A 17217-nucleotide genomic window follows, 5' to 3' on the forward strand; every position below is an offset into this window, starting at 1 on the left:
CACACCTGTTAAACAATAATCATTGCCAGTTAAAACTTATCCTAATTATCGGCTCTTGAACCACTTTGTCTGTGCGTTACCCGCCAAACATGTAGTGTCAAATAAACCTGATCATCAGGCTGTAAATCCCAGCCAGCTTGTTCATGTAAATAAGTGCCGATTTTTAAAACCGTTTCGTAAGCTTTCTTGTACTTTGCCTTCATCAATTCAAGTAAAGACTGATCAAGCTCACTACCGCTATCTTCATCACTTAAGCCGCAAATATGTCGTACCATAAATGCACGCAAATGCGTCATAAACCGGTTAAAATTAAATGACTCTGTGTCTAGTTTCATCCCATATTGATATTCAATAATCGCAATCACACCATGAATCAACTTAGTAATCTTAATCGTATCCTGCAGCTTAGTCTGACTAGAACCAGCATTAATAAAGTGATAAGTGAGATACACGGCTTCACTCTTAGGCAAAGTCAAGTTCGTCTTTTTTTCAATCAACTTAATTGCCGCAAGAGCTGCATTATATTCTTTTGGAAATAGCTTATGAATTTCCCAACGAACCGTTTCCTGACCCAAATCAATACCCTCATCAGCTCTTTTAAGCACAAAATCAATATGATCAGCTAACGCAAAATATTGATAATCAGAAAACTTAGTTTGCAGTTTTTGCGAAGCAAGTTGAATGACATCAGTTGTCAGTGCTAATGTACGCGTATCAATATCACCGATACTATTGGCCAACTCAATATTCTTCTCAACCGCAACAAACCTGCGACTAATCTTGCTCTCATCAATCTCATCTTCAGCTTTTTTACCAAAGCCGATCCCATTACCGATTACAACCCAGTCAACACCAGATTCATCAGACACTAAAGCAGCATTGTTATTAAAATTCTTGACAAATTTCACTTTGCTAACCTCTTTTTAACAAAAAAACCTACAAATAACCAATAGCAAATTATGAGTTATTGTTTATTTATAGGTTAATGCCTGATCGAATCAGTAACACGCTTATTTACTCTTAAAATTATAAATCAGTATTAAAGCGATTTCAATAGTTATTTGCATATTTTTTATCAGCATTGCTTTTAATATACACAGGTAACTTATATTATGTTAATTTTAGCAAAATTACTAATTATATATATTTAATAATCATTAGGATCAGCTTGTGCAGGTTGATATAAATCGGAATCGTCATCTTGATAATCCCACCACTCACTTTCATAACCATGAAAGCCAGCTTGTTCCATTGCACTATTTAATATTTGATAATTTGCTTCTTGCTTTTGTGTTCGCGGATATGAACGTAAAGCTTTGCCAGTAAAATCATCAAAACCACTTTGCATTTCAATCTCATTACCAGCCATATCTGTAATTGTCAGATCAAAAGTTACCCCTTTTTCATGACTATAGTTAGGATTAGGAGCGGCAACCCATTCATCATGTGGATAGACCTGATACATTTTAATTTGGGCTGTACTTGGTCGAAAGGCATCCCATACCTTAATGCGATAACCTTTCTTTTTAAGTAATTTTGCCGCAATACCTAATTTCCTAGCAGTACCGGCACGAGCAATCGCTGTCTTAAAATCATAAATTACATGACTAGTAAAATTATCCATAGTGGCATATTTCAAATCCACGATAATTGACGGATCGACTGTTTGAATATTCAAAAATGCTGGGTCTGGCTTAATTGCCTTAGCAGCAGCAATAATTTTTTCTTTAGTCATTACTTGCCTCCTAATTCAATTCATTAACTGGATACTTATGTCTAAAGTAATAGTAAACACCAACAGAAATTGCCGGAATAAGCAAACCTAATAATGAAGTTACTGGATCATCAAAGAAGTTATTAATTAAGATAATTAAGAAGGCAATAACTGCAATAATTACTGTCCACGGATAAGCCCAAACTTTGTAAGGTCTAGCAGCTTCTGGCTTACGGTGACGTAAAACTGGAACTGCTAAAATTGACAGTAAATTAAAAATTGCGCCACTGAAGACAACTAAGGAAGTTAATTCATTTAAGTCCCGAGTCAAAACTAAAGCAATTGAAATAATCATCTGCATAATTAAGCCATGATCAGGTGTCCGATATTTAGGATGAATATGTTCAAAAGTCTTCCATAATAAGCCATCTTTAGAAACAGCATAATAGTAACGTGAAAAAGCCAAAATCATTCCGTTCAACGAACTAATCATTGCTAAAACCATGGTCGCTGCAACTAAAATTGTCCCAGCATAACCCATAAAGCTTTGAGCAACATTTGTTCCTAAGTAAAGTTGGCCTGCTTTAATTGATTTAGCAATTGCTTTAGCTGGAAGCGAGCGGTAGATTGCAAAGTTAAATAGGACATAAACAACTGTTGTGAAACCAACAGATAGAATTAAAGCCTTCGGTAAATTCTTTTGTGGTTCTTTCATTTCACCAGCAACTGTATTTAGGTTAGTCCAGCCTTCAAAAGCCCACAAAGAAGCAATAACAGCAAATGCTACCATTTGAATAATATCAATAATATTACCTTGGCCAGCAGGAAACGATAATGATAAATTAGGTGTGTAGTGACCGAAGAAAACGCCCAAGCCAATAATTAAAACTAGTGGCAAAATTTTCAAAACCGTAAAGAAATTTTGAACCCATTCACCAACATTAACCCCAAAGTAATTAATAATTGTAAAAATCACAATTAACAAAATAGCAATTATCTTAACTGTCAAATTACTAAAATGGAAAAAAGTTGTTAATGCCATAGGCAGAGCAATCGCAATCGCTGCAATTGACCCGGGACCACCAATAACCATACTTTGAAACGTAAACATGTAACCAATTACTGGTGAATATGCATCAGATAGATACACATAAATCCCACCAGTTTCTGGATTCATTGCACCAAGTTCAGCAAAACAAAGACTACCCATCAAGGTAACCAGACCACCAACAAGCCAAGCCAACAAGGCATACCCCATCGACATATGGGATCTTTGTAAAACATACGATCCAATATAAAAAATCCCAGAACCAATCATGATCCCGATTAAAATATTGCTCCCACCAAAGACACCAATTGATTGCCTTAGCTGTGGTGCATTTTCTTTTTGCTTTTCCTTCAAAATAATCACCTCATACAAATAAAAATTAAGCTGTATTAAAACAGCCTTGTTGTAAAAACTTAACAACAAGGCTGCAATTTAATCTACCTAAAAAAACTAGGACAGTTTACAGAATATTGTCCTGCACCCCAATAAAAAAGCTGCCACAAATCACTTCTTTATCTCGGCAACAATTCTTATATTTACCCTCTTCGCGTTTGTATACTCAGGTAAAGTTGGTAATTATTGCGACCTCTATTGATTAGTTTCTTTAACTTAAAAAAAGATTAAAGCAAAAAGTCTGCTTTGTCAACAACAATCTTTAATATTATTTTAATTTAGACTGATTTTGCAGCACATAATATGCTATGATTAAATTATCGCTTTGAAGGGGGGTCTTGCATGAAAACTATTTACCATTTTAATGAGGCGCAACCAATCATTGTTAGTAGTCATTCTGGGGGTTTAATTAATGACCAAAGACAAGTTATTGGTACTTGCGACTTAGGACAGCATTTAACAACTAGTGCCTTAGCCCAAGACAAGCAAAAGCAACTATATTTCGTTACTGCTCAAGGCTTATTAGCTTTTTCTGCTGCTTATTTTGTTAAACTGCATTACTTCAGTAATTTACAGCTCAATACCCCAATTAAATGGGGCAAAGTTAAGAAACATCATGGTACTGGAAGTTATTCTACTAAACACCAATTTTTGTATAAATTACCACTAGAACATGCCTGCCAAATTGTCGGTCAAGGAGAAGATATTTTTCATCATACTTGGCTGCGAACTATAACAGGCAACTGGTTAAAAAAATCTGATTTGTGGCTTGATGGGCAACCGCTTATTACGCAAAAGCATGATTTAAAGCAAAAAGAAACGATTATTGTCAACCCACAAGGAACAATTGCCGTTAACTCTTATGGACAAAAGCCACAATTAATTGAAGCTAGACGCCGTTTACCAGTTAAAGCTATTATGGAAGACGTATTTGGTAATGAATACTTACAAGTTGCTGCTAACTTATTCATTCCATCTACTGATTGCCTTTTGCATTCCTTGCCTGAGCATCTGCCTCTGCAGCATCCTTATCAGCTTACAACAGAAAATATTAACCAAATGTTTTGGCAGGTACAGAACGGCTGCGAAGCTGCCAGTTTGTTAATGGGATTACATTATCACCACCATTTAGTAAATTGTGACTATCAAGAATTCATTAACACTATGCCCCTTGCAGCAGATTATAATCCTTATCATGGCTTTGGTGGCTCACCTTATGAGAATGTCAAGGGACGTTTTGAAGCGATTTTTCCACCGGCGTTGTTAGCATGGGGCAGAAATTATACAGCTTTACGCGATCTCAATGGTGCCGATACCATTGAACTTATTGCGGCTTTGAAGCGGGGCAATCCCGTCTTAACTTATGTCACTACTAACTTTACGCCACCCGATCCAGATAACTATCCTTGGGGTAAAACTTACAAGAATAATCATGCCGTTCTACTTGATGGTTTTAGCGAAGACTTGTTTCATGTTTCTGATCCTATCGACGGCCACTACTGGCTAAACAAAGCTGTTTTTATGCAAGCTTATGCTGTTAGAAAATGGGCGATTGAAATCGAATAATGTAATTAATTTTTAAACGAAAGAGGTAACAATAATGGGACTTAATAAACCACTTTTAAATGCATTGAGTGATGCTCAAAGAGGACCGAAGAATTTAATCACAGACGTAGCTGGAATTACCGTGGGCCATAAAACTTTAATTAACGATAGATTAAATACTGGTGTAACGATTATCAAGCCTTGCCAAGATAATATTTTTAGAGAGAAAATGCCAGCGGCTGTCCAAGTAATTAACGGTTTTGGTAAAAGTACAGGCTTAGTGCAAGTTGAAGAACTTGGTACTATTGAAACGCCACTGGTTTTAACTAATACCTTAAGTGTCGGTACTGCCTACACTGCCTTAGTCAAACGCATGCTAAAGGAAAATCCTGAAATTGGTACAACTACTGGTAGTGTTAACCCAATTATTATGGAATGTAATGACAGTACCATCAACCATATTCGTGATCTTGGCGTCACTGAAGATGACGTTAACGCTGCCTTTACAGCAGCCGCCACTACATTTGAAGAAGGTCCTGTCGGCAGCGGAACCGGTATGTGCTGCTACGACTTAAAAGGTGGTATTGGATCGGCTTCAAGACAAATTGAAATCGACGGCAAAACTTTCACGATGGGTGCATTAGTTATGTCCAACTTTGGCTTTGGCGAAGACTTGAACATTTATGGTGAACATATTGGTAAGAAAATTGCCCAAATGAAGAAGGACAAGGAAAAAGGTAGTATTATCACGATTATCGCTACCGATATTCCCTTCAATTCACGACAACTAAAACGAATTGCACGCCGCTCAAGCGTTGGTATTACCCGCAGCGGTTCATTTACCGGTAATGGCAGCGGCGAAATCACGCTTGCCTTTTCAACTGCTAATCGCGTAAGTCACTTCCCAGAAAACGAACTCAGCTCAATTCAAGCAATCACTGATGACAAGATTGACCGCTACTTCCGAGTTACTGTTGACATTGTTAATGAAGCTATTCTAAGTTCATTAGCTCACGGCAAGACTTTCATCAATTGCGATGGTAAACCAGTTTACGGTTTACCAGATGCATTAAACGAGTTGGGTGACGATCCAGATGCAATCAAGTTAAAGGAGCAATTAGGACTTTAATTATAATCTCGCTAACATAATAAGCTATGAAACGTAAATGTTTCATAGCTTATTTTTATATTTGAGTTTGATAAAGTGCAGCAGTTTTTGCATCAAAAGCACACATAATTACTTCTATTTTGTATGTATCATTTTTTCTAAGCCACTCCTTAACTGCTTGAAAAGCAATCATTGCTGCACGTCGTGCAGGAAAGCCATAAGCACCTGTTGAAATTGCCGGAAAAGCAATACTATGTAAATTATATTCTTGAGCCAAGTTAAGGCAATTATTGTAACAAGTTCGTAAAAACGAATCATCACTGGCTCTACCTGAATAAATTGGTCCAACTGTATGAATCACAAATTTAGCTGGTAGATGATACCCCTGCGTTATCTTGGCCTGACCCGTTTCACAACCATGTAACTTCCGGCATTCCGTGAGTAACTCTGGCCCAGCTACCTGATGAATCGCTCCGTCAACACCTAAGCCACCAAGTAAAGTCTTATTAGCCGCATTAACGATAGCATCAACTTTTAATGTAGTAATATCAGCTTGAATAATTTTGATTTTCGTCATTATTCTAAATACATCCGCCTTAATTGCATCAAATCATCTGCAGTAAAACCCAACTGTTTTTGAAAGAAATTGGCAAAGTCGCCCCAACCGCCACGAATGGTTTCCGTAATGCCGCGAATGGCAATTCCTTCACCTTTAGTAACATTCATCTTAGCAACCATTTTAGAAATATCGTCATTACTCGGCAACTGTCGCGAAATAGCAAAATCATATAACTCATTAGTTAACAAATAATCACGAGCAATGGTATCATCATCAACACCTAACGCCATTAAAATCAGAGCAGATACCATGCCCGTCCTATCCTTGCCGGCACTACAATGATAGACAAGTGCCTCATCTTCTGGTAATTCCAATAATTGCGCAAAAATCTGAGTAAAAATATCCTGACTATGGGGACTAAGGAGTGTCTGCTGGTATATCCGCCCAATAAAATTATCCTTCATATCTGGAATATGATGCAAAAAGCGGTACACCTTACGGTCATTTTGCTGATCCGCAATATCCTCGGAGTAAACGGGAACATCAACAAATTCGCGTTTAAACCATGACTTATCAGGAGAAGTCTCTTTTTCATATGCTGAACGCAAATCACAATCAACTGTAACGTGCAAATCCGCCAGTTTTTGTTGGTCATGTGGTGTAAGTGAACTTAATGAGTCCGAGCGATAAATTTTATTCCATTTAACCGTCTGACCAACCGAATTCTGGTAGCCGCCAACATCCCTAAAGTTTAGCGGTCCATCTAAAGCAACAATTCGCTGATGTGCCATTGGTTCTCACTTCTTTTCCCTTAAATCACCATTGCTACTCGCCATGGGCATAAACTTGAGTAGCCTTAACTGCTCGCTTCCAGCCTGCATAAAGTCGCTCACGTTCTTCTTTAGGCATTTGTGCATCAAAAGTCTTACCAACAACAAAAATATTTTTCAGTTCATCAACATCTTTCCAATAGCCAACCGCAAGACCAGCTAAAAAGGCAGCCCCCATTGCTGTTGTCTCAAGCGTTTTTGAGCGATCAATCTTAATTCCTAAAATATCAGCTTGAAATTGTAAAAGATAATCATTATTAGAGGCGCCACCATCGACACGCAACGTCGGAATATCGATTCCAGAATCAATCTGCATTGTATCAACAACGTCTCGAGTTTGGTAAGCAAGCGACTGCAGCGTCGCCTTAATAAAGTCATTCCTATCTGTTCCACGTGTAACACCGAAGACAGAACCACGTGCTTCAGAATCCCAATATGGCGCACCCAAGCCCGTAAATGCTGGTACCACATATACTTCATTTTCTGATTTAGATGCACGTGCTGCTGATTCTGATTCTGCCGCCGTCTTAATCATTTTCATTGAATCGCGCAGCCATTGAACTGCACTACCAGAAACAAAGACAGAACCCTCAAGTGCATAAGAAACCTTACCGTTAATCCCATAGGCAATCGTAGTTAATAAGTTATTATCAGACTCAGTCGGTTCCTCACCAGTATTCATCACGATGAATGAACCCGTGCCATAAGTATTCTTAACCATACCCTTCTTTAGCGCAAGTTGGCCTACAAGTGCTGCCTGCTGATCACCGGCCATCCCGCAGATTGGCACTTTCCCACCAAAAAAGGTATAAGACTTGGTATAACCATAAATTTCTGAGTTTGACTTAACTTCTGGCAGCATTTTCTTAGGAATGTTCAGTATTTTAAGAATATCATCATCCCACTTTAAATCATGAATGTTAAAAAGCATTGTTCTTGAAGCATTAGTATAGTCAGTTACATGTATCTCGCCATCAGTTAACTTCCATAATAGCCATGAATCAATCGTCCCAAACAGTAAATCGCCATTTTCAGCTTTTTCTTGAGCGCCATCAACGTGGTCTAAAATCCAGCGAATTTTCGTTGCACTAAAGTACGGGTCAATAATGAGGCCCGTCTTTTTATGAATCATCTTACTGTAACCAGCTTTTTTCAGCTTTTCAGCTAAAGCAGTTGTTTGCCGTGATTGCCACACAATCGCATTATAAATTGGCTTACCTGTTTTTTTATCCCAAATAACAGTTGTTTCTCTTTGATTAGTAATTCCGATACCGGCAATTTGCTCAGGCCGCAGACCCGAATTAATAATCGCATTAGCAATTGTTGTCTGCACAGCATGCCAAATTTCTTCAGCCTTGTGCTCAACCCAACCAGGTTGGGGAAAATATTGTGGAAATTCCTTTTGCGATGACGCAACTTTCTTGCCCTGATGATCAATAATCATTGCCCGAGTTGAAGTTGTACCCTCGTCAATTGCCATCACATACTTTTTTAACATAATTATATCCTTTCTTAAGAAAGCGGTTTTAATATAATTTTACTTATCCAATTGTGTTTTTACAAGAAATAATTATAGCATTAACCCTATTTTAAGTTATACTGTGTGGTAAGACTTTGATTAAAAAGAAGGCAGTATTATGAAAAAAGAACTTATTGCTTTAACAATTGCGGGAAATGACAGTGATGGCAGTGCTGGTATGACCGCTGATTTACATTCATTTTATGCACGGGGAATTTACGGCATGGGACTATTAACTGCTGCCGTTGCCGGTAATACTACCGGTATCTATGCTCAAGAAGTAATGCCACTTGCTTTTATCCAAAAACAATTTGATGTCTTAAACGATGATTTTCAGATTAATGCCCTAAAAACGGGAATGTTGGCCAATAAGGCAGTGATTAATTGTGTAGCCAGCAACTTACGCAAGTATCAGATGGGCAAGATTGTACTTGACCCAGTAATTATGACTAAGCATGGCAATACCTTGCTTGACGATGATGCCTACCAAGCATTTCTAACTGAGTTATTGCCACTTGCTGATATTATTACACCCAATTTTTATGAACAACAAAAGCTAACTGGATTAAAGTTAGCTAATCAAGCGGAAATTAAACAAGGTGCTTTAAAATTGCAGAAAATGGGCGCTAAAAATGTACTCATGAAAGGCCGGCATGATAATAGCGAACAAAGTACAGTCACTGACATACTTTTAACTGCAGATGGTCAATTCCACGAATTCAGTAAGCCATACATTAACACTGACCGAATTAACGGAACCGGGGACACCCTTTCCGCTGTTATCGCCGCAGAACTGGCTAAAGGCAAGTCAATCTTGGCTAGTGTTGCCACGGCTAAAGATTTTACTTATGAAGCAATTGCCCACCCAATTGCTGTTGGGTCAAAGTATGGCCCAATTAATCATTTTGCTGCACAACAAGATGTTAAGTAACCTGATATTAAAATACAAGCGGCAATTAATAGCTGAACTACTAATTGCCGCTTTTTGTTTATCTATAATTAATTTCCGTATAACTAATATTCTTAAAATGACGATTGCCATACTTTTTGGCTAACTTTTTAGATCTGAAATATTGGTTATATACCTTACCAGTATCTGGTTGGGCTTCAAGCAAAACTTGAACTTTCTTGCCATTAATCTTCTCTACTTTCATTGTAAAAGCAGTATCATCGGTTGTTTTTTTACCAGCTGGCTTAACAATTGACCATGTTGTGTTACCAATCTTTTTCTTTGTACCAGTAGCAGCCGCATTCAAAGCAGCCAAACTTGGATCTTGCTTAACGTTAGTAATCTGTGCAGTAGCCTTGCCGGTACTTGCTGCATCACTGACCTTAGTCATCTTAACAGTTTCCTCAGCACCTAGTGAATTAAAGCTATCGGCCTTAATCACCAATGGATCAGGAGTTAAAATACTACTGCTATACCACTTACCGTCCCACTTCTTGGGGAAAGAATGTGAACCTGTTTTACTATGCTTGACAACTTTAACAGTTTTGGCTTGAACTGTAGTTGCTAACCCAGCACCAGTTGTTGCAATCACTGCAGCAGCTGCAAGCATTGTCATTAATTTTGAATGTTTCATAATATCCTCCTTTTATTTACTATAGTATTAATTATACCACTACCAAAAATTAACACATTAATTATCTTCAAGATTAAGCATGGCAAGCCTAAATATTTCTTTTGCTCTCAGCCAGGCTTTAAGATATACTTGAAAGCAAGATGAGAGGTTTAGAACGCATGGCAGATAAGACAATTAAAATTGCATACTTGTACGAAGATTTAATGAATACTTACGGTGATTCCGGCGATGTTAAAATCATCCGTTACTTATTAAAAAAGCAAAATTATACCACCCAAATCGACAATGTTTCCTTAAGCGATCCGTTTAATGCCTTTGATTATGACTTTGTTTTTTTTGGCGGCGGGCAAGATTTTGAACAAACTGTTGTCGCCAAGGATTTACCGCGCCATAAAGAAACTCTGACTGCTTATATTAACGCTGGTCACCCCATGTTGGGCGTTTGTGGCGGCTACCAACTTGTCGGTACTTATTACCAAACCATTGGTGGCACCATGATTAAAGGGCTAGATATCTTACCCTTCCATACTGTCTTCAAAGCTGATAAGCGCATGATTGGCGATACTCATTACACGACTGAATGGGGTGAAGTTACAGCCTTTGAAAACCATTCAGGTCAGACCTATTTCGATGATCCTACGCTAAAGCCTTTAGGTAAAATGATTGCCGGTTATGGCAACAATCCTCAAGATGGTCTTGAAGGATTACATTATCATAATTTCATTGGTACCTATTCTCACGGCCCGATTTTGCGGAACTTGAACGTAGCACAAGCAATCGTCAAGATGGTCTTAGACTGGCATCATGAACGAATAACTAAATAAAAAAAGCCTAAGTTTGTTCAGGCTTTTTGTTTTCATAAGTTAAAAATGCTGAATTCGATTAAGTGGCCAATATCTAACCGTGACTTTACCAATCAATGCACTTCGCTTAATTGAACCAAAAAAGCGCGAATCTTTTGAAATATCACGATGATCTCCCATTACCCAGTAAGTACCTTTAGGTACATGATAAGTAAAATTAGTAGTATAAGTTGTCCCAGCATCATTATCAATCTTTTTAAAATTATTCTCTAAATATGGCTCTGGTAAAAGCTTACCATTAACATACATCTTGTCATTTTTAGAAACAATTTTATCACCCGGAAGACCAATGATTCGCTTAACATAAAAGGTACCTGGGACATCTTGCGCTGCTTTAGGTGCACGCAAAACTACTACTTGATTCCGCTGAGGTGTAAAATGACGCTGTGAAATCAGACGCTCATTATTTTCAAAATTTGGCTGCATTGATGCACCAGAAACACGATTATTTGAAAGAAAATACGAAAAAATCAATAACGTCGCGCCTGAAATAATCACCATCATCGCCACAAGTTTTAAGAAAAATTGCCCCCAACTTTCCTCATCAGCAGTTTGGTTATTTACCTTTTTAGCCATTATTTATTGTCTCCTTTATTCAAAAATTAGTAGAATTAATTTGATACCTTTTTGACGGTGAGTATCGGGCATTACATTCCAACCATCAATAGCTTTATTCCTACCAAAATATTATACTTCAAAAACATTAATAAAATAGCAAAGGCAAGCAAAAAATATTAATAAATTTAACTCTATTTATCATGTGAAAATAAAAGCTCAAGGAAAACTTGAGCTTTTTAATGTAGCTAAATTAACTCCTATGCTTCTTTTAAACGATTAATTTAATCTTCATTATCACAATGATGAAAAATTGTTAAACAAATATCTTTATATCTCATAGCTTGAACACCTTCAAATTCAGTAGTATATCCACCCTGATCAATTAATCTCTGAGAAAAATCTGTACATATATTTTTTCAAAACGTAATGCTTTTGCCGGTACAGTAGCGGCGAAATTATAAATCTTATTTAAGCAATACTTGATACATATAAAAGTGATACTCCCTCACTTTAATCATAGCTATTTTTACTAGCAATATTAATTAATACTTATTAATTTAAGCATACCATTTTTAACGAATTTAGTAAATAGAATATACTGTCTAACAGGAGGTTTGTTCATCAAATGAAATTAAAAATAAAAATAGTAACTGTAGCTTTGAGCATAGCATTAATGGGTGGAATACTTTTTCCAACTAATAAAGTTAGCGCTACAGTTACTACTCCTAGAATTCTAAGGAAAACTTGGGTAAATGATATTAGTTATTCTTATAAATTAAAAAAGCCGAAATTTAAATCTTGCATGGTCACAACAATAAACAAGCACTATATAATTATGAGCCACTTTCAAACTGACGAATACATTGGCAAGGTTGTGACAGTTAAAAAAATACCCAACTATAAAAACTTTTATCGTTTAAGGGTTAGTTATGCCTTTTCTAATGGGCCACTACCGAATCCTCCTGTATATAAATATTGGTATACTCGACTTGCAACAATAGGCGGTAAACAATTCTTGAGTATTTCTAGAAGCATTAAACAATTAAATCGTATAAATAATATGTATGGAACAATAAAAGATAATGGTCTTGCTCGTTACTTCAAAGATAATTCATCCCTTAAATAATTAAAAAAGCCTTTGACAAGAACTTTACAAGCTGGTTAATGCTTGTAGATGTTACTCTTGTAATCCCAGTGCCTTTGTCAACAGCTGATGTAGGATCACCCCCACGCATGTGGGGAATACAACTTAGCCAAAGTTTGAGCTCGCTTAACTGTAGGATCACCCCCACACACGTGGGGAATACAGTAAAAGATCCCAGCTATATCAACATCCTCGAAAACAATAATATACTTTTCCCATTAGTTTGTAAATTTCAATAGTTAACTTTATTTTCTAAATTAAAAGTAAAAAAATAGACATCAACTAACTAGGTTGTTGCCTAACTTTTCACACTTTACAAATTGCTACTCAATTTTATTTTTTGATTTCGGTGTAATATTCAGTGCCATTGCCGCAATTACTACCAGCACTGCCCCCAGCCAATCAAGTGGTGTCATTATTAAGCCAAAGCACAAAACCGAACCAATTGTTGCCGAAAATGGCTCAAAAGCATCAAGTAAACTAGCCGTCGAAGCCTTTATAAAGCGCAGCGAATTTGTCATTAATTGAAACGGGATCAAAGTACCAATCACAATTACCACTGCTACTGACAGCCAAACTTGTGCAGTTAATCTAATATGCGGCCACACAGGATGAATAATCGTCAGACAAATTCCGGCAGAAAGTAACCCCCAACCCGTAACTACTAAACTTGAAACGCGCTGCAATACATTAATTGGAATCAAGGTATTAGTCGCAACTCCAATTGCGGCTAGCATTCCCCACATTAATACTTCAGGTGTAATTGCTAAGTGACTAAAATCACCATGTGTTGCCAGTAAGGCAACACCAATAAATGCAGTAATTGCTGCCAATAAATCAAGTCGCCGTAACGTTTGTTGGTGTCTAATAATTAAATACCCCATTACAAAGAAGGGCCCAATAAACTGTAAAATAGTTGCAATTGCCGGATTTGCTTTTTGCACGGTAATAAAATAAAACAATTGTACTGGTAACAAGCCAAGAATGCCGTATGCAATAATTATACCCGCATCATGCTTGTTCTTCATTGTCGCTATCGGCTTTTGCCTCACAATTCCTGCTACCAGCAATAACACAAAGCCAGAAACAACCATCCGAATTTGTGTTAACCAAATCGGCGTAATTTCTGAACTAAGGTTAAAAAGTGACTTGGCAAATAGGCCCGAAATTCCCCACATCACACAAGCTAATCCTGCTAAGAAAGCCCACAGATGACGCTGCTTATTTGTAACCATTTTGTACGCTTTCCTCTTTTCTATTTTCAATCTTATCTATCATACCAAAAAGTTCAAGCCAGCAACAACCAGTGGTTTGAACTTTTTATTTACAACCATTTTTCTTCTTCATATGCCATCTGCCAAAAATGCAATTCATAGTAACTGCTGCGAACAAAAGCTGTCTGCATTTCATGCCGATCAGCTGCCGTACCCGATTCTGCCAGCATATTAGTCAACCTTAAAATTCGCTTAACGTTAATCGCATACCAATCACCGTCATAAGTATCAATCCACTCTTGATAATAAGAAACTGGTGAACCAGCAACTGCTAGTTGTTGACCTACTTTTTGATACAACCAATAACATGGCACCGCTGCTGCCACTGCTGGACCAATCCCAGCATGGTTCAAAGTCATATTTAAATGATTAACATAGGCATACGCTGTTGGTGCTATTGGCGTTTGCGCAACTTCAGCTGCTGTAATTTTTAATTGCTTAAAAAAGTGTGTACGTATCGTTAACTCACAATCATGCAAGTCCTGCACACTAGCTAACAAAAATTTTTTTGCCAACTTATTATCCGTCTTCGCTGCAATTGCTTGATGAAACTGGCTAAATTCATGCAAATAATACTGGTCTTGCAGTAAATAAAAACGAAACTTAGTCAGTGGAAGTTGCCCGCTACTCAATTCCTGAACAAATGGATGAACCATACTTTGATGCCATAAACCACTTACAATTTGATAAAGTTGATCTGTAAATTTTTCCATTTTCTTACCTTCTTAACAATCTAAAAGTTACACCGTTTTAAGTAAAATAGTAATACTTATTATCTTTAGATAATGTTTCATTGACCTTCCAAAATGTAAAATTGTTGCTATTAAAAATACTTATTGTATTATACTTAATAGGCAATTATAAAATTGGAATTATGTTTTCTTAAGCAAAATTTTTCTAACTTAATTGGCGTAAAGGCAGCCCAACTGCCATTGACCTGGCACTAAATATCACCAATATCCTAAAAAGCCATTCAAAAGACAAAATGGGTACCTAAATATTAATTCAACTACAGAGAAAGGAAACTTTTAATGCAAGTCTTTTTAACATCTGTATCAAGCGTTGTCGTAATTATCTTAATCATGACTCTAGGCTTTTTACTCAAACAATTCAATTGGATTGATGATTCATTTGGCAAAGAAATCTCAAGTATCATTACTAAAATTGCCTTACCAGCTTCAATCTTTACTGCTGTAATGAAGAACCTAAGTCGTAACAGCTTATTGCAATTATCAACCGAATTATTGTTCCCAGCATTAGGCGTAATTATCGGTTACATCATTGCTTGGCTCTGCGTTAAGGTTTTCAAGATCAAAGCAGGACGACGGGGAATTTTCATGAACGCCGTGGTTAATGCCAATACAATCTTTATTGGCATGCCGCTTAACATGGCTCTGTTTGGCGACAAGGCAATGTCGTACTTTTTAGTTTACTATATTATTAATACCGTTTCTACTTGGGCCTTCGGCGTTTTCTTAATTCAAAACGATGACCCAACCACTAAGGATAAGAAGGTCAGCCACAAAATTAATTGGAAAAAATTATTGCCTATGCCGCTTGTTGGCTTTGTGGTTGCTTTAGTCTGGATGTTATTAGGTATCCCCGTACCAAGCTTCCTTAACTCTACCCTAACTTACGTTGGCAACTTAGTAACTCCACTTTCACTTGTCTATATTGGCATTGTCTTGCACGATGCTGGAATTAAAAATGTTAAGTTTGACCGTGATTCAATCTTAGCTTTAATTGGCCGTTTTATCCTTTCACCAATCATTTTAATTACCTTAATTAAAATCGGAATGAGCGCCGGCTTTAACATGCCAAGCTTGATGCGACAGACTTTAATTGTGCAATCAGCAACACCAATGCTAGCTGTTTTACCAATTTTAGCTAACGAATCACACGGTGATGTTAAGTATGCAACTAATATTGTAGTTGAAAGCACCATTTTATTTATTATCGTTGTCCCAATTTTAATGACTATTTTACAATTTATCTAACTTCATCAGCATTTACACATTTATAAATTTTATGACCGTCCAACTTAAATAAAGTTGGACATTTTTATTTGTATTCTCTAATAAAATCGTCTATACTTGAAAGCGATAACACGAGGGGTGCCTTTTAGGCTGAGATGAAATTTTATTTCGGACCCTTTGAACCTGTAAGCCAATACTTGCGCAAGGAACGTGTCAAACTAACTTCAGCTTTGACGTTTTCTGCGTTAAAGCTTTTTATTTTGCTAACAGTAGTTCTAAGCACTCCTCCAATTAATTTTAGGAGAGAATTATGCAGTTAGAATTATTAGATAAATTACGTAAGCAAAATCCTGTTGTACTCAATGCAGCTAACTTTGTGACTGTTCAAGATGTTGCTAATGGCTTAAATGCAATTGGTGCTTCCCCAATTATGAGTAATGAAATCGATGAAACTGATGAAATGGTCAACATGGCTTCATCTGTGGCTATTAACATGGGCAGCTTAACTAAGTTGCAAATTGCTCACATGAAAAAAATGGGTGATTTGGCTCGAGAATATCGTAAGCCGATCGTGCTTGATCCTGTAGCGATCGGTGCTGTACGTTATCGACTGAATATCGCTCAAGATCTACTCTGGAACTTTCACGTCGGAATTATTCGCGGTAATGCTGGTGAAATTGCTGCTTTAGGTGAATTTAATTGGCATGCTAAAGGAATAGATGCTGGTTCTGGTACTGGCAACCTTGATGAAATTACCAAAAAAGTAGCCCAGAAATACCATTGTGTAGTTATTGCCAGTGGCGCTACTGACACTATTAGTGATGGTCACAATCTGGTTCATGTGCATAATGGCACCCCTCTCTTCCAGGTACACGTTGGTTCAGGCGACATGCTAACCAGTATTGTAGCTGCTTTTAGTGCTGTAACTAACAACCTTTTTGAAGCTGCTCAAGTTGCCACTTTAATTTTTGGAGCAACAGGACAATTATTAGTTCAAGACCATCCTAATGTTGGCCCTGGTAGTTTTAGCATGTACTTAATGGACTATTTAGCTAAAGTAAAAACTACTGATATTGAAAAAATTGCTGATTATGATTAAAGGA

The 17217-nt window shown here is 37.1% G+C and carries 17 protein-coding genes and 1 riboswitch; of the genes, 7 read left to right on the top strand and 10 right to left on the bottom strand.

Translation table 11 applies throughout. From position 1 onward, the window contains the following. Window positions 1–41 precede the first annotated feature (41 nt). From OZY43_RS07625 to OZY43_RS07635, 3 genes are all read right to left on the bottom strand, one after another. Window positions 42–908: a PRD domain-containing protein gene (locus tag OZY43_RS07625; protein WP_277164638.1), complete on the bottom strand. Its 867-nt coding sequence runs from the start codon at window positions 906–908 to the stop codon at window positions 42–44. Between the two features lie 239 nt (window positions 909–1147). Beyond that, window positions 1148–1735: a M15 family metallopeptidase gene (locus OZY43_RS07630; RefSeq protein WP_277164641.1), complete on the bottom strand. Its 588-nt coding sequence runs from the start codon at window positions 1733–1735 to the stop codon at window positions 1148–1150. Window positions 1736–1745: 10 nt separating this feature from the next. Beyond that, entirely contained in the window at window positions 1746–3116 is a 1371-nt protein-coding gene (locus OZY43_RS07635; RefSeq protein ID WP_277164643.1) for an amino acid permease, read from the bottom strand. Window positions 3117–3497: 381 nt separating this feature from the next. Between OZY43_RS07635 and OZY43_RS07640 the strand changes: the two genes are divergently transcribed. Together OZY43_RS07640 and OZY43_RS07645 are read left to right on the top strand one after the other, a co-directional pair. Further along, complete coding sequence (locus OZY43_RS07640; RefSeq protein WP_277164645.1) at window positions 3498–4721, top strand: C39 family peptidase; 1224 nt, start codon at window positions 3498–3500, stop codon at window positions 4719–4721. Between the two features lie 34 nt (window positions 4722–4755). Then, window positions 4756–5829 (top strand): P1 family peptidase, encoded by a 1074-nt coding sequence (locus tag OZY43_RS07645; protein WP_277164647.1) that lies wholly within the window; start codon window positions 4756–4758, stop codon window positions 5827–5829. Between the two features lie 55 nt (window positions 5830–5884). Here the strand turns inward: OZY43_RS07645 and OZY43_RS07650 are convergent, their stop codons facing one another. The 3 genes from OZY43_RS07650 to glpK are packed head-to-tail and all read right to left on the bottom strand — an operon-like array spanning window position 5885 to window position 8695. Next, complete coding sequence (locus OZY43_RS07650; RefSeq protein WP_277164649.1) at window positions 5885–6385, bottom strand: O-acetyl-ADP-ribose deacetylase; 501 nt, start codon at window positions 6383–6385, stop codon at window positions 5885–5887. Continuing rightward, window positions 6385–7158 carry a tyrosine-protein phosphatase gene (locus OZY43_RS07655; protein WP_277164651.1) on the bottom strand — a complete coding sequence of 258 codons (774 nt, stop codon included), beginning with the start codon at window positions 7156–7158 and terminating at the stop codon, window positions 6385–6387. Before OZY43_RS07655 ends, OZY43_RS07650 begins: the two co-directional genes overlap by 1 nt. A 34-nt stretch (window positions 7159–7192) precedes the next feature. Then, window positions 7193–8695: a glycerol kinase GlpK gene (gene glpK, locus OZY43_RS07660; protein WP_277164653.1), complete on the bottom strand. Its 1503-nt coding sequence runs from the start codon at window positions 8693–8695 to the stop codon at window positions 7193–7195. 136 nt (window positions 8696–8831) lie between these two features. On the opposite strand from glpK, the gene thiD reads away from it, so the two are divergent. Next, window positions 8832–9647 carry a bifunctional hydroxymethylpyrimidine kinase/phosphomethylpyrimidine kinase gene (gene thiD, locus OZY43_RS07665; RefSeq protein WP_277166396.1) on the top strand — a complete coding sequence of 272 codons (816 nt, stop codon included), beginning with the start codon at window positions 8832–8834 and terminating at the stop codon, window positions 9645–9647. Between the two features lie 58 nt (window positions 9648–9705). Here thiD and OZY43_RS07670 read toward each other — a convergent pair whose 3' ends face one another. Continuing rightward, entirely contained in the window at window positions 9706–10299 is a 594-nt protein-coding gene (locus OZY43_RS07670; RefSeq protein ID WP_277164655.1) for a hypothetical protein, read from the bottom strand. A gap of 158 nt (window positions 10300–10457) precedes the next feature. Here OZY43_RS07670 and OZY43_RS07675 point away from each other — a divergent pair, with 158 nt between their 5' ends. Continuing rightward, window positions 10458–11123 carry a cobalamin biosynthesis protein CobQ gene (locus tag OZY43_RS07675; RefSeq protein ID WP_277164657.1) on the top strand — a complete coding sequence of 222 codons (666 nt, stop codon included), beginning with the start codon at window positions 10458–10460 and terminating at the stop codon, window positions 11121–11123. A 39-nt stretch (window positions 11124–11162) separates the two neighbouring features. Here OZY43_RS07675 and lepB read toward each other — a convergent pair whose 3' ends face one another. Further along, window positions 11163–11738 carry a signal peptidase I gene (lepB, locus tag OZY43_RS07680; RefSeq protein ID WP_277164659.1) on the bottom strand — a complete coding sequence of 192 codons (576 nt, stop codon included), beginning with the start codon at window positions 11736–11738 and terminating at the stop codon, window positions 11163–11165. Between the two features lie 607 nt (window positions 11739–12345). On the opposite strand from lepB, the gene OZY43_RS07685 reads away from it, so the two are divergent. Further along, on the top strand, window positions 12346–12846 hold the full coding sequence (locus tag OZY43_RS07685) for a hypothetical protein (protein ID WP_277164661.1): 501 nt from the start codon (window positions 12346–12348) through the stop codon (window positions 12844–12846). Window positions 12847–13187: 341 nt separating this feature from the next. Here OZY43_RS07685 and OZY43_RS07690 read toward each other — a convergent pair whose 3' ends face one another. Together OZY43_RS07690 and tenA are read right to left on the bottom strand one after the other, a co-directional pair. Then, window positions 13188–14099 carry a DMT family transporter gene (locus tag OZY43_RS07690; RefSeq protein WP_277164663.1) on the bottom strand — a complete coding sequence of 304 codons (912 nt, stop codon included), beginning with the start codon at window positions 14097–14099 and terminating at the stop codon, window positions 13188–13190. A gap of 89 nt (window positions 14100–14188) precedes the next feature. Then, window positions 14189–14851, bottom strand: coding sequence for a thiaminase II (gene tenA, locus OZY43_RS07695; RefSeq protein WP_277164665.1), 663 nt, complete (start codon window positions 14849–14851; stop codon window positions 14189–14191). A 318-nt stretch (window positions 14852–15169) separates the two neighbouring features. Here tenA and OZY43_RS07700 point away from each other — a divergent pair, with 318 nt between their 5' ends. Both OZY43_RS07700 and thiM read left to right on the top strand, forming a co-directional pair. Beyond that, entirely contained in the window at window positions 15170–16135 is a 966-nt protein-coding gene (locus tag OZY43_RS07700) for an AEC family transporter (protein ID WP_277164668.1), read from the top strand. A gap of 103 nt (window positions 16136–16238) precedes the next feature. Further along, window positions 16239–16340, top strand: a riboswitch (TPP riboswitch). An 84-nt stretch (window positions 16341–16424) separates the two neighbouring features. Continuing rightward, window positions 16425–17213 carry a hydroxyethylthiazole kinase gene (thiM, locus tag OZY43_RS07705; protein ID WP_277164670.1) on the top strand — a complete coding sequence of 263 codons (789 nt, stop codon included), beginning with the start codon at window positions 16425–16427 and terminating at the stop codon, window positions 17211–17213. The last annotated feature ends 4 nt before the right edge of the window (window positions 17214–17217 follow it).

Origin of the sequence: Lactobacillus sp. ESL0785, assembly GCF_029395455.1 — a bacterium.
Lineage (GTDB): Bacteria > Bacillota > Bacilli > Lactobacillales > Lactobacillaceae > Lactobacillus.

Excerpts from the sequence above, each read along its gene's own strand:
- OZY43_RS07630 (WP_277164641.1), bottom strand. The coding sequence starts at position 1,735 with ATGACTAAAGAAAAAATTATTGCTGCTGCTAAGGCAATTAAGCCAGAC.
- OZY43_RS07640 (WP_277164645.1), top strand. The coding sequence starts at position 3,498 with ATGAAAACTATTTACCATTTTAATGAGGCGCAACCAATCATTGTTAGT.
- OZY43_RS07645 (WP_277164647.1), top strand. The coding sequence starts at position 4,756 with ATGGGACTTAATAAACCACTTTTAAATGCATTGAGTGATGCTCAAAGA.
- OZY43_RS07650 (WP_277164649.1), bottom strand. The coding sequence starts at position 6,385 with ATGACGAAAATCAAAATTATTCAAGCTGATATTACTACATTAAAAGTT.
- OZY43_RS07655 (WP_277164651.1), bottom strand. The coding sequence starts at position 7,158 with ATGGCACATCAGCGAATTGTTGCTTTAGATGGACCGCTAAACTTTAGG.
- glpK (WP_277164653.1), bottom strand. The coding sequence starts at position 8,695 with ATGTTAAAAAAGTATGTGATGGCAATTGACGAGGGTACAACTTCAACT.
- OZY43_RS07670 (WP_277164655.1), bottom strand. The coding sequence starts at position 10,299 with ATGAAACATTCAAAATTAATGACAATGCTTGCAGCTGCTGCAGTGATT.
- OZY43_RS07675 (WP_277164657.1), top strand. The coding sequence starts at position 10,458 with ATGGCAGATAAGACAATTAAAATTGCATACTTGTACGAAGATTTAATG.
- lepB (WP_277164659.1), bottom strand. The coding sequence starts at position 11,738 with ATGGCTAAAAAGGTAAATAACCAAACTGCTGATGAGGAAAGTTGGGGG.
- OZY43_RS07685 (WP_277164661.1), top strand. The coding sequence starts at position 12,346 with ATGAAATTAAAAATAAAAATAGTAACTGTAGCTTTGAGCATAGCATTA.
- OZY43_RS07690 (WP_277164663.1), bottom strand. The coding sequence starts at position 14,099 with ATGGTTACAAATAAGCAGCGTCATCTGTGGGCTTTCTTAGCAGGATTA.
- tenA (WP_277164665.1), bottom strand. The coding sequence starts at position 14,851 with ATGGAAAAATTTACAGATCAACTTTATCAAATTGTAAGTGGTTTATGG.
- OZY43_RS07700 (WP_277164668.1), top strand. The coding sequence starts at position 15,170 with ATGCAAGTCTTTTTAACATCTGTATCAAGCGTTGTCGTAATTATCTTA.
- thiM (WP_277164670.1), top strand. The coding sequence starts at position 16,425 with ATGCAGTTAGAATTATTAGATAAATTACGTAAGCAAAATCCTGTTGTA.